Raw genomic sequence first — 12,460 nt, forward strand, 5'->3', positions numbered from 1 at the left:
GAGCGTCGCGCTCCCAAGATATATCGGGAGCATTTGCTTTTTCGACTGTTTTTCGATATATCTTAAGTTATATCGAAGGAGTATTTTTATGTTTGAATCTTTTTCTCACCCCGAAGGTGGATCATGCAGCCCCTGGAAACACTTCCGTCGTCGCCGCGGCTGGTTTGCTGAGGCCGGTGAGTTCTGGGGACGGCATGGTCACCGCTTTGGCGGGGACTTCGGCGGCCGCCTCTTTGATCACGGCGAGCTGCGCTATGTCATCCTGCAGATGATCGCCGAAAAACCCAGCTACGGGTATGAGCTGATCAAGGCCATTGGCGAGCGCCTCTCCGGGGTCTACTCCCCCAGCGCTGGAGTTGTCTATCCCACCCTGACCCTGCTTGAAGAGGAAGGGCTGGCGACGGTCACTTTCGCCGAGGGTGGCAAAAAGCTCTACAGCATTACCGAGGCCGGACGACAGGAGCTGAAGGCCAACCAGGCGCTGGTGGATGCCATCTTCCACCGCATGGACAAAGTGGGCGCGGCCTTTGGGCGCGGTCGCTCGCCGCAGCTCATGCGCGCCATGCAGAACTTCAAGCTGGCCCTCAAACTGCGCTTTGCCAAAGGCGACCTTACTCCAGAAAAGATCAGCAAAATTGCGGAGATCATGGATGCAGCCGCAAAGCAAATCGAATCGCTCTGAAGAAGATGCACTGCTTGAGCGCCTTTATGAGCTTGAGGTGAAAAATGCTCAGCTCCAGACGCTCGTTGTCGAGCTGCTGGACAAAAACGAACGTCTGCGCATGGCGCTGGAGCAGACGGCTTCCTTTTAAAAAAAAACAAGACCCGGAGAGTGGCCGTCCCCGGGTCGATCGGGTGCCGCGGTTTATGCCCGCCCGATTGCCATGTGATGGCCCTCCAGCGAGACACCCGCGCGGCGCGTGACCTCAAAAGTGAGCCTGTTGGAGCGTGGATCCGCGTCGACCTTCACTTCGTCACCATGCAGGATCTCACCGTCGAGGATTTTGATCGCCAGTGGGTCCTGCACCAGCTTCTGCATCGCGCGCTTCAGCGGACGCGCCCCATACGCGCGGTCAAATCCCTGCGTAAAGAGCAGATGTTTTGCCGCATCGGTGAGCGTGATGAGTATATTGCGGTCGGCCAGCAGCTGCTTCAGGTCGTTGAGCCGCAGATCAATAATGTGTGTCAACTGCTCTTCGCCCAGCGGACGGAAGATCACAATATCGTCCACCCGGTTCAGAAACTCGGGACGGAAGTGTTGCCGCAGTACCTCCATGACCTGCTGCCGCGCCTTCTCAAAACCAACTTCGTCCTGCAGCGACTCGGCATTGAGAATGTGCGCACCCAGGTTTGAGGTCATGATGATGACCGTGTTCTTGAAGTCGACCGTGCGCCCCTTGGAATCGGTCAGACGCCCATCATCGAGTACCTGCAGCAGGACGTTGAAGACGTCCGGATGCGCCTTCTCAATCTCATCGAAAAGCACCACGGAGTAGGGCCGCCGCCGCACTGCCTCCGTCAGCTGACCGCCCTCATCAAAGCCCACGTAGCCCGGAGGCGCACCAATCAGCCGTGCGACGGCGTGCTTCTCCATGTACTCCGACATATCGATGCGCACCATCGCCTGCTCATCGTCAAAAAGGAACTCGGCCAGAGCGCGCGCCGTCTCCGTCTTACCGACTCCAGTCGGCCCCAGAAAGAGGAATGATCCAATCGGGCGCTTGGGATCGCTCAGCCCTGCCCGGGAACGCCGGATGGCATTCGCCACAATCGAGAGGGCCTCGTCCTGCCCGATGACGCGTTCGCGCAGCCTTGCTTCCATCTGGATGAGCTTCTTGACCTCGCCCTCCAGCATCTTGGCCACCGGGATTCCGGTCCACTTCGAGACGATGCGGGCAATGTCTTCCTCGTCCACCTCTTCCTTCAACATGCGCTGCGCATTCGCGTTGCCGTCCTGCGCGGCGTTCAGCTGCTTCAACTCCGCTTCGAGACGGGGCAGTTCGCCGTACTGGATTTGGGCGGCGCGCTCCAGATTGCCCTGACGTGTCTGCTCTTCGGCCTCAAAGCGCAGGGCCTCCACCTTCTTCTTCAATTCCGCAAGCCGCGTGATCGCATCGCGCTCTTTCTGCCAGCGCGCGCGCAGCCCGGTAATCTTCTCGCGCAGTGCCGCAAGTTCTCGTTCTACCTCCTGCAAACGTTTCTTGGAGTTCTCGTCGCTCTCGCGCTTCAGCGCCGCCTTCTCAATTTCGAGCGAAGTGGCCTCACGCTCCAGCTGGTCAATCTCGGTCGGCACAGAGCCAATCTGGATGGCCAGCGACGCCGCGGCTTCATCGACCAGGTCAATGGCCTTGTCGGGCAAAAAGCGGTCTGAAATGTAGCGGTGCGACAGCTCCGCCGCCGCGATGATGGCCGAATCTTTGATACGGACATTGTGATGCGCCTCGTAGCGCTCTTTCAGTCCGCGCAAGATGGCGATGGTGTCCTCCACGCTTGGCTCGCCCACATATACCGGCTGGAAGCGCCGCTCCAGTGCAGCATCTTTCTCAATGTACTTGCGATATTCGTTCAGCGTGGTAGCGCCTATGGCGCGCAGTTCACCGCGTGCCAGGGCCGGCTTTAGCATATTGGAGGCGTCAATTGCGCCTTCCGCCGCGCCTGCACCTACCAGCGTGTGCAGCTCGTCAATAAAAAGAATGATCTGCCCCTCTGACTCTTCGATCTCTTTCAGGACGGCCTTCAGGCGGTCTTCAAACTCGCCGCGATATTTTGCCCCAGCCAGCATCGAACCCAGGTCCAGCGAGATGACGCGCTTGCTACGCAACACCTCCGGCACGTCGCCTGAGACAATGCGCCGCGCCAGCCCTTCCACAATCGCTGTCTTGCCCACGCCAGGCTCGCCAATGAGCACCGGATTGTTCTTCGTGCGCCGCGAGAGCACCTGCACCACGCGACGGATCTCCTCATCGCGCCCAATCACTGGATCCAGCTTGCCCCGCCGCGCCAGTTCCGTCAGGTCCTTGGCGTATTTTTCCAAGGCCTGGTATTTGGCCTCAGGATTCTGGTCTGTGACGCGCTGATTGCCGCGCACTGCAGTCAGGCTCTTCAAAATTGCATCATGCGTTGCGCCGAAGGAAGCCAACAGCAACTGTGCGCCATCGTTCTTTTGCTGCGCCAGCGCCAGCAGCAGATGCTCCGTGGAAACGTACTCGTCCTTGAAGTTGTCTGCTTCTTTGAAGGCCTGCTCCAGGACCTTGTGCAATGCCGCAGACATGCCCGGCTGCGCTGCCGCCCCGGAAACCTTCGGCAGGCGGCTGATGGCTTCCTGCGCTTTCAACAGAAGCTGCGCTGTGGGCAAGCCAACCTTTTCAAGGACCGGCACAATAATGCCTTCCTTGTCCTGCAGCAGGGCGGCAAGCAGATGCAGGGGTAACAGCTCCGGATTCCCGTGTTCGGCTGCCAGAGAGCTTGCGGCCTGCACCGCTTCCTGCGATTTCACCGTGAATTTGTCCCAACGTATCGCCATAATTCAGTTCTCGATTCTGTGGTCTGTTGCTGGCCTTGGGTCCCCCCGAAATCCTGAGCGCCGCAAACAAGCCAGACAGAGCCAGACGGAGATGGATGGGCTTTTCCCCTTTCCATAGGACCCGGTCGAATCGGATAGGAAAAGCCGGGACCGGAAAGAGCCAACCTACAAAAGCGGCGGGGAAGTTACCCCGCCCCCATCATCGTTCGATGATCGTTCCAGCTTACGCGGCAGGTTTCTCACTCTTGCCTGCCTCAATCGGTTTGGGCGAAGAGCCAACATTTACCTTGATCTGCTTCGGCTTGGACTCAGCCTTCTTCTGCATCTCGATCTTCAGGACGCCGTCCTCATAGCTGGCCTGTACCGACTCAGTGTCCACCGTGCTCGGCACTGTGAAGGCACGATAAAAGCTGCCATAGCGCCGCTCAATGCGATGGAAGTTTTCCTGCTTCTCTTCTTTCTCAAATTTGCGCTCACCCCGGACCGTCAGAGTGTTGTTTTCCACACGAATGTCCAACTCCTCCTGTTTGATCCCAGGGACTTCCAGCTTCAGGACAACCTTATGTTCGTCCTCATAGATGTCCACCGGCGGAACAAAGGCGGCCGTCGTCAGAGCGTCCTGCTCACCCTGTCCACGCGTAAAGTCCTCAAAGAGCGAGTTCAGACGGCTCTGGAGAGCGAGTACGTCACGGAATGGGTCCCAACGAGTAATGGCCATAAGAGATTTTCCTCCTGCGTTTCTCAGGTTTTTCTGACTTACACCTCATCTGATTCAGACTATAGCATAACGGTTGCATAAAATATGAGTGATTTATTATCAATTTTGAGGGAAAAATATAAACTGCTATAAATCAATGGCTTACATGGAATGGGAAATGCCTCCCCATAGGCATTGCAGAATTTCCTTGGCGTGTGGAGGGGAAAAGAGGGCCGCTTTAAGTGGTAAGAAGACGCTGCTCGCCTTGGAGGCAATGGCCCTCAGTGGGCGGCAATGGGCGGTTTTCTTCCCGACTGCACTTTGCGGAACATCCACACCAGCAGCGTGCAGCCAAAACAGGTGAGAGCAATGTATCGGAAGACGTCCACGAAGGCCCAAAGCAGAGACTGGTGTCCGAGCTGCTGATAGAGCTGCATCTGGCTTGCTGCAACAGCGTTGGCGGGCGAGGTCTGGTGCCCCAGATAGCTGCTCAGGCCGGCCAGGCGCTGCTGCAACCAGTAATTTGAGCGCGCAATGGCAGCAGCCAGATCGTGTTGGTGCACATCAGCGCGCCGCGTCAGCATGGTCTGGGCCAGAGAGATCCCCACCGACCCGCCGATATTGCGGACCAGGTTAAAAATACCGCTCGCATTTCCAATCTGCTCATTTTTCAGCGTGGAATAGGCCTGCGTGGTAATCGGCACAAACACAAAACTCATGGCGAAACCGGTAATGATGATGGGCCATAGCAGCGTGGTGGGACTGGTATCCGGAGTCACGCTGCCAAAGATGAGCGAGGTGACGCCGAAGACACAAAACCCAAAGGTAAGCAGAAACCGGGCGTCGATCCTGCTTCCCAGAGTACCTACAATCGGCATGGCGGCAATGGCGCCAAACCCGCGCGGTCCCACCACCAGTCCCGCGGTAAAGGCGGTGTATCCCAGCACCTCCTGGTAGAAGAGCGGCAGGACGGTGATGGTAGAGTACACACTCAACCCCAGCAACAGCATCAGGGAGCACCCGATGGCGAAGTTCCAGTCCTTGAGCGTGCGCAGGTTGACCAGAGGGTCCTTTTTCCGCCAGGAATGGACAATAAACCAGACGAAGGCCACCACCACGGCCAGCACCGCCCAGCGGATCCAAACCGCCCCAAACCAGTCATCCTCCTGGCCCTTGTCCAGGACCACCTGCAGGCAGCCGGTCCATACGGCAAGCAGGCCAAAACCCAGGTTGTCAAAGGGACTGGCCTTCGCATTCCGGATGTAGGGCGGGTCGTGCACAAAGCGGCTGATCATGTAGATCGCCAGTGCCCCCACCGGAATATTGATATAAAACGCATACCGCCAACTGAAGGTGTCCGTCAGCCAGCCTCCGAGCGTAGGCCCCAGAATGGGGGCCACGACCACTCCAAAAGCAAAAACAGACATGGCCGCGGCCCTCTTCTTTGGAGGAAAACTCTCCAGCAGAATCGCCTGGGAAAGCGGCTGCAACGCCCCTCCGCCTGCCCCCTGCACCACGCGGGCAATCAGAATAAACGCCAACGATGGGGCCGCCCCACAGAAAAACGATGCGATGGTAAAAATCACCACACAGCTCAACAGGAAGCGTTTGCGCCCGAAGCGCAGCGAAAACCAGTGACTCGCCGGCAGAATGACGGCATTGGCCACCAGATAACTGGTCAATACCCATGTGGCTTCGTCGGTTGAGGCCGACAAAGACCCGGCAATGTATGGCAACGCAACCGAAGCGATGGCCGTGTCCAGAACCTCCATAAACGTGGCCAGCATCACGGACACGGCAATCAGCCAGGGATTGACCTCTTTTTCCGGCATAGGAGCAACAAAAAGGAACGGATTCCTTCTTAGATACAAAAAACTGCGAGAGCGATTCAGGATGCAGAATCAATTACTTACATTTTTTCTGCTCCCTCTGCATCCAGGTTTCTGAATTCCGCATCAGATAAGTTGACAATAAATGACTCAAGTGCGAAGCTGGAATAAAAGCAAGCGAACTCCAGCCGCGCACAAAGGCAGTGGGGCACAAGTTTATGGCAAAAATTATCGGAATCGATCTGGGTACAACCAACTCTGTGGTTGCCGTCATGGAAGGCGGCGAACCGAAGGTCATCGCCAACGAGGAAGGTGGCCGCACAACCCCTTCTGTTGTCGGTTTTACCAAAAGCGGGGAGCGTCTGGTAGGACAGGTGGCCAAACGTCAGGCCATCACCAATCCGCAAAACACCATTTATTCCATTAAGCGGTTCATGGGACGCCGCTACAACGAAGTCAATGACGAGATGAAGATGGTCCCCTACAAGGTGGTCCAGCAGGGAGACCATGTGGCGGTGGACGTTGAGGGCAAACTCTACACCCCACCGGAAATCTCGGCCATGATTTTGCAGAAACTGAAGAAGGCGGCCGAAGATTATCTGGGCACCACGGTGACCGAGGCCGTCATTACAGTCCCGGCCTACTTTAACGACGCCCAGCGTCAGGCCACAAAAGATGCTGGCAGAATTGCCGGTCTGGACGTAAAGCGCATTGTGAATGAGCCGACAGCGGCAGCGCTGGCCTATGGCCTGGACAAGAAGAAGGACGAGACCATTGCGGTTTACGACTTCGGCGGCGGCACCTTCGACATTTCCATTCTTGAGGTCGGCGACGGCGTGATTGAGGTCAAGTCCACCAATGGCGACACGCACCTGGGTGGCGACAACATCGACCAGCGCATTGTGGACTGGCTGATTGACGAGTTTAAAAAGGATGAGGGCCTCGACCTGCGCTCGAAGGGCAATGAAATGGCGCTGCAGCGTCTGAAGGACGCGGCGGAACGCGCCAAGATCGAGCTTTCGACTGCGCTGGAGACCGAGATCAATCTGCCCTTCATCACGGCCGACGCAACCGGCCCCAAGCATCTGGTCAAGAAGCTCTCGCGCGCCAAACTGGAGCAGCTGGTGGAAGACATCATCCAGCGCTCGGTGGAGCCCTGCAAAAAGGCCATGGCCGATGCTGGAGTGGATGCCAGCAAGATTGATGAAGTCGTGCTGGTTGGCGGCCAGACGCGCATGCCGCGCATCCAGCAGGTGGTCAAAGAGCTGTTTGGCAAAGAGCCGCACAAGGGCGTCAATCCCGATGAAGTCGTTGCCGTAGGTGCTGCTGTGCAGGCCGGTGTTCTTTCCGGTGAGGTGAAGGACCTGCTGCTGCTCGACGTCACTCCGCTGACGCTCTCGATTGAAACGCTGGGTGGTGTGGCCACGCCGATGATCCCGCGCAACACAACCATTCCGACCAAGAAGACAGAGGTCTTCTCGACGGCGGCCGACAATCAGACCGAGGTCGAAGTGCATGTGCTGCAGGGTGAGCGGCCGATGGCAGCGCAGAACCGCACGCTGGGCAAATTCAAGCTGGGCGGCATTCCTCCGGCCCCGCGCGGTGTGCCGCAGATCGAGGTGACGTTTGATATTGACGCCAACGGCATTCTCAATGTGACGGCAAAGGACCGCGCCACCGGCAAAGACCAGAAGATCACCATTACCTCGTCTTCTGGCCTGAGCAAGGAAGAGGTGGAGCGCATGGCCAAAGAGGCCGAGGCCCATGCCGCAGAGGACAAGGCCAAGCGCGAGGAGATCGAGGCCCGCAACCAGCTCGATAACCTGGTCTACAACATCGAAAAGATGCTGAAGGAGAGTGGCGACAAGGTCTCCGGCAGCGATAAAGCCGATGTGGAATCTGCGCTCGCCGAAGCCAAAAAGACGCTGGAGGGCACGCCTTCTGCCAGCGAGCTGAACGCGGCGCGCGAAAAACTCACGTCCGCATCTCACAAGCTGGCCGAGGCCATGTACAAGGCCAACGCTGCCGGTGCGGCCACGGCCCCATCCGATGGCCCCCAGGCCGCCGCGGGCACCACAGAGGAAAAGAAAGACGAAGGCGTGATTGACGCCGAATATGTAGACGTCGAAGACAAAAAATAAACGGGCGTTTTGCTCGCATCTCAATCAAGGGCGCGCCCGCGCGAAACGTTGGCGCGCCCCACGTGTTTATCAGAATGAAGAATGGAGTATTGGACACCATGACTGAAACCGTTTGGAAATGCGAACAGCTACGGGCAGGACAGGTGTACACGACCATGCTGTTTCAGACACGCGAAGAAGCTGAAAAATTCAAAGCGCAACTGCTGCGGGTGTCTCCAGACATGTTCTGCCGCATCGAACCTGTCCCGGTGAAGATGGTCTGGAACTAAGACCCTGACCTCCCGCTGCAGCATTCGTGGCGGGAGCTTCCTCTTTGTCCTACTGGTCATACCTCGAAATCACCCGCGTGTCCCATCCTGCGGGACACGCCCTGCCCAAGCGGTCGCAAGACCCCTTGCAATCCTGCACTCTTGTCCTCCCGGCCCCTCATTCCGGGTCAGTTTTTGCTTGACAATCGTATCTTCGCGCGAGCACACTCCAAAGTTCTGGAAGTGGTCTGACCTCATAGGAAGACGATTTCCCGAATGAAATTCTTTGTAGCAGTTACCAGAAAGAAGAGCCTGGAGCTCTCAAAGAACGCAAATTTCCTTCAGCGGAGGCGGAAGTGAAGCAAACAGCAGTGATTTCCAGGCTGTTCGCCTGTCTTGTACTTCTGGTCAGCACGGCCTTTGGCCAGTTGGCCGGAAAAGGCTCCATTCAGGGTACAGTCACCGATTCCACCGGCGCAGTCGTCAGCGGCGCCACAGTCACGGTCATCAATCAGGCCACCAACGTCAGGTCTGAGACGCGAAGCACGGGCGCAGGCGATTTCCAGTTCTCTCTCGACCCTGGCATTTACACGGTTACCGTCACAGCCACAGGCTTTAAGTCGGTGACCCAGGAACACGTCCCCGTGAACGCGCTGGAGACAGTCACCGTCAATACAACACTACCGGCCGGTTCTACGGCAGAGACCGTCACCGTAACCGCAGCGCCTCCGGTGATTGAGACCTCCAACGCCATGGTGGGCGCCACCATGCAGCAGGAGATTTACTCCTCCCTGCCCGTCCTGCAGAACGGGACGCAGCGACGCGCAACGGACTTCATCGCGCTTATGCCCGGCGTCAATGCGCAGCCCACCAATGGCGGCCTGGATACGAATGTCGGCGTAGTCAACGGATCAGGCAGCCGCGGGGCCGTTTCCGGTGTTTACATCAATGGAGTGCCCATCACCTCTGTGGCCGGAGAAGGTGACCCGCGTTTTATCTGGACCGCGATGCCGCTGGACTCCATCAACCAGTTCCAGGTATATACAGCTGCCTATCCGGCCATCTATGAGGGCCAGGGCGTCATTAACTACGACGTGAAGAGCGGCAGCAATCAAATCCACGGCAGCCTTTTTGAATTTTTCCGCAATACTGCGCTCGACACCTGGGGGTATCTTGCACCTGCTGCTGTAAACCCCGCCACCGGAGTGGCCACGAAACCTGCCGAACACCAGAACGAGTACGGCTTTACCCTTGGCTTCCCCGTGCTCAAAGACAAGCTCTTTCTCTTTGGAAGCTATGACGGCTACCGCTACATTGCGCCGCCGAACTACCAGTATGAAACCATTCCAACGCTGGCCATGCGTCAGGGGGACTTTACCGCAGCCGGATACAACATCTACGACCCGACCTCGACCGTCTGCACCTCGGCCAACGTCTGCACCCGCAAGCAGTTTATGGGTGTGCAGAATGGAGTGGCGACACCCAACGTCATTCCGTCCAATATGTTCTCCGCAGCTGCGCAGTACATGCAGAAGTTTCTGCCCACGCCCACCAATGATGCGGTAACGAACAATTACCTCACCGGTCCGGTCACCGGCCGCAGCAACTGGTCTACCGCCAACCGCATTGACTGGCACATCTCACCCTCGCACACAGTCTCCGGCGTGATTGCCTTCGGACGGCAGTCCACAACGGGAGCAGGCGGCGGCATTTCTGGCGCCCTGAGCACAAGCCAGAACCAGGCCGCGCCACCGTTCATCTCCTACCAGCAGTTTTTCGTCAAGACAAAAGTCTTCATTTTTGAAGACGACTATGTCATTTCGCCGCACGTAGTCAACCAGTTCAAATATGCCTTTGGCCGTTATGATTCCACCGGCCTGAACCAGGACATCAGTTCTGTATGGGCCGCATCGGCGGCAGGCATCACCGGACTGCCTGCTGGTCAGGCCTCCAGTTCCTTCCCGACAGTCAGCTTCAGCGGCAACTCCCAGAACATGAACCGCTGGGCCGGATACTCCGGCAATCGCAACGTCGCCAATGGCTATGTCGCGATTGATAACGTGCAGTGGCAGGTCGGCAAGCATACGCTTACCCTGGGCGGCCAGATCGCCTGGATGCAGTACAACTTCACCAACAACTCTACCGGGACCAACCCGCTCCAGTTGACCTTCAGCTCTTCGGAAACGGCAAAGTTTAAATCTGGCAGCACGCTGGACACGACCACTGGCTTTGCCTATGCCAGCTATCTTCTGGGAGCGGTCAACAGCGGCACCTTCACCCAGAGCGCCGCTCCGGAAACCGGAGCGCGTTTCCGCCCCATCTCACCTTATGTGCAGGATGATTGGAAGGTCTCTCCGAGGCTGACGGTCAACCTTGGCCTCCGTTGGGACTACTTTCCAAGCTACCGTGAAGCGGAAGACCGTCTCTCCTGGATGGATCCCGGCGTCACCAACACCCTGGTCAATTATCCCGGCGCCCTGGTTTTTGCCGGCCACGGCAGCGGCAAATGCAACTGCCGCACCAACGTAAACAACTACTATAAGAACTTTGGTCCGCGCATCGGCTTTGCCTTCCAGAGCGATCCCAAGATGGTGTGGCGGGGAAGCTGGGGCGTTTTCTACACCCACGGGAACAACGTCGGCGGCAGTGCGCTCTCCCGTCAGGGTGCCGGACTGCAGGGTTACAGCACCTCACCTAAGACGACGGTGACACAGCCTTCTCCCGGACAGGTGGGCACGCAATACTGGCAGCTGGACACTCCATTCCCCAGCTATCAGGCACCGCCGGTCTTTGATCCGACCCTCGGCACCTACTACACCACGGCCAGCACCGCCTCTTCACAGACGGTCACCTATGCTGACCCATACTATGGCGGACGCGCACCGCAATACATCAACTGGACCTTCGGTTTCCAGCGTCAGCTTACCGACAATATGGCCCTCACCATGACCTATGTCGGCTCGGAAGGACACTTCACCTATCTGGATTCCAACAACGCCCGCGGATACGCCTCCAACCAGCTCAATCCCAAATATCTTTATCTGGGAAATCAGCTCAGTAATAAGGCGACGGCCGCCAATCTGGCCGCTGCCGGAGTCACCGCGCCCTTCCCCACCTTCAGTCCCAGCACCGGAACCGTCGCCCAGGCGCTCAAACCCTTCCCGCAGTACAGCGGGGTCTCCGACGCTTACGGCGAAGTGGGCAACACTTCCTATCATGCGCTCCAGATCATGGTGCAGCAGCGTCTGAGCCGCGGATTTACCTTCATGGCCAACTACACCTGGTCCCGCAGCATCGACAATGCCGGCAGTTTCCGCTCCGGCTATGACATCCCCGCTGCCTTTGCCATGGACGGACAGTTCCACAAAGCGCGCTCTCTCGACCGCAGCCTCTCACTCAGTGACCAGCCGCAGAAGTTCGTCTTTACCGGAACATACGACCTTCCCTTGGGCCGTGGTCACATCGGCGATGGAAACGCTCTGGTCCGCGCCCTGGCCGGAGGCTGGCGGCTCTCGGCCATCTACCAGGCATACTCCGGCTCGCCTCTTGGCGTGGTCATGAGTTCCTGCAATACAAACCCCTCACAGACCACCTGCGAGCCGATCCTCAACCCTGGCTTTACCGGACCGGTGCGCATCAATGGCAATTATGGGCATGGTGCGACAGCACAGACGCTGAGCAAGATCCCCTACATCAACACAAATGCCTTTGCCAAAACTCCGGACTACATGTTCAGCACCCTGGCCCGTACCGCCCCGCTCAATCTTCGCAACTCTGGCAACTATGACCTGGATGCCAGCCTGCGGCGCAGCTTCCCGCTCTTTACTGAACGGGCAAAACTGAGTATCCAGGCCGACATGTTTAATGTGACTAACCACACCCGCTTTGGCTTCGCCACCAGCGGCACCACCATCAACTGGGGCACCTCCAGCTTTGGGACCGTGGGTGTTCTTAATAACTCAAGAGATGTGCAGCTTGCCGCGCATATTGACTTCTGATGGGGACAAAACCTGAGATGGCGG

The 12,460-nt window shown here is 57.7% G+C and carries 8 protein-coding genes; 5 read left to right on the plus strand and 3 right to left on the minus strand.

All coding sequences use genetic code 11. The annotated features are described in order from the left end of the window. Positions 1-88 precede the first annotated feature (88 nt). Together N655_RS17315 and N655_RS20520 are read left to right on the plus strand one after the other, a co-directional pair. Complete coding sequence (locus N655_RS17315) at positions 89-682, plus strand: PadR family transcriptional regulator (RefSeq protein WP_044933983.1); 594 nt, start codon at positions 89-91, stop codon at positions 680-682. Then, positions 651-812, plus strand: a complete 162-nt coding sequence (locus tag N655_RS20520; protein ID WP_155987510.1) for a hypothetical protein — start codon at positions 651-653, stop codon at positions 810-812. The genes N655_RS17315 and N655_RS20520 overlap by 32 nt, the downstream gene beginning before the upstream one ends. Before the next feature lie 53 nt (positions 813-865). Here N655_RS20520 and clpB read toward each other — a convergent pair whose 3' ends face one another. The 3 genes from clpB to N655_RS0104755 all read right to left on the minus strand — a co-directional run bounded on the left by clpB (position 866) and on the right by N655_RS0104755 (position 6,052). Further along, positions 866-3,523, minus strand: a complete 2,658-nt coding sequence (gene clpB, locus N655_RS0104745) for an ATP-dependent chaperone ClpB (RefSeq protein ID WP_044933985.1) — start codon at positions 3,521-3,523, stop codon at positions 866-868. A 223-nt stretch (positions 3,524-3,746) separates the two neighbouring features. Continuing rightward, a complete protein-coding gene (locus tag N655_RS0104750) occupies positions 3,747-4,241 on the minus strand; it encodes an Hsp20/alpha crystallin family protein (protein WP_026442072.1) in 495 nt (164 codons plus the stop codon). A gap of 260 nt (positions 4,242-4,501) precedes the next feature. After that, positions 4,502-6,052 (minus strand): DHA2 family efflux MFS transporter permease subunit, encoded by a 1,551-nt coding sequence (locus tag N655_RS0104755; RefSeq protein ID WP_026442073.1) that lies wholly within the window; start codon positions 6,050-6,052, stop codon positions 4,502-4,504. A 215-nt stretch (positions 6,053-6,267) separates the two neighbouring features. Here N655_RS0104755 and dnaK point away from each other — a divergent pair, with 215 nt between their 5' ends. The 3 genes from dnaK to N655_RS0104775 all read left to right on the plus strand — a co-directional run bounded on the left by dnaK (position 6,268) and on the right by N655_RS0104775 (position 12,436). Then, on the plus strand, positions 6,268-8,190 hold the full coding sequence (gene dnaK, locus N655_RS0104760; protein ID WP_026442074.1) for a molecular chaperone DnaK: 1,923 nt from the start codon (positions 6,268-6,270) through the stop codon (positions 8,188-8,190). Positions 8,191-8,288: 98 nt separating this feature from the next. Further along, a complete protein-coding gene (locus tag N655_RS20740) occupies positions 8,289-8,459 on the plus strand; it encodes a hypothetical protein (protein ID WP_202900316.1) in 171 nt (56 codons plus the stop codon). Between the two features lie 335 nt (positions 8,460-8,794). Further along, positions 8,795-12,436, plus strand: a complete 3,642-nt coding sequence (locus N655_RS0104775) for a TonB-dependent receptor (protein WP_026442075.1) — start codon at positions 8,795-8,797, stop codon at positions 12,434-12,436. Positions 12,437-12,460: the final 24 nt, after the last annotated feature.

The sequence above is a fragment of the Pseudacidobacterium ailaaui genome, assembly GCF_000688455.1.
Classification (GTDB): Bacteria; Acidobacteriota; Terriglobia; order Terriglobales; family Acidobacteriaceae; genus Pseudacidobacterium; species Pseudacidobacterium ailaaui.

Coding starts and splice junctions, on each gene's coding strand:
- N655_RS17315 (WP_044933983.1), top strand. CDS start 89: ATGTTTGAATCTTTTTCTCACCCCGAAGGTGGATCATGCAGCCCCTGG.
- N655_RS20520 (WP_155987510.1), top strand. CDS start 651: ATGCAGCCGCAAAGCAAATCGAATCGCTCTGAAGAAGATGCACTGCTT.
- clpB (WP_044933985.1), bottom strand. CDS start 3,523: ATGGCGATACGTTGGGACAAATTCACGGTGAAATCGCAGGAAGCGGTG.
- N655_RS0104750 (WP_026442072.1), bottom strand. CDS start 4,241: ATGGCCATTACTCGTTGGGACCCATTCCGTGACGTACTCGCTCTCCAG.
- N655_RS0104755 (WP_026442073.1), bottom strand. CDS start 6,052: ATGCCGGAAAAAGAGGTCAATCCCTGGCTGATTGCCGTGTCCGTGATG.
- dnaK (WP_026442074.1), top strand. CDS start 6,268: ATGGCAAAAATTATCGGAATCGATCTGGGTACAACCAACTCTGTGGTT.
- N655_RS20740 (WP_202900316.1), top strand. CDS start 8,289: ATGACTGAAACCGTTTGGAAATGCGAACAGCTACGGGCAGGACAGGTG.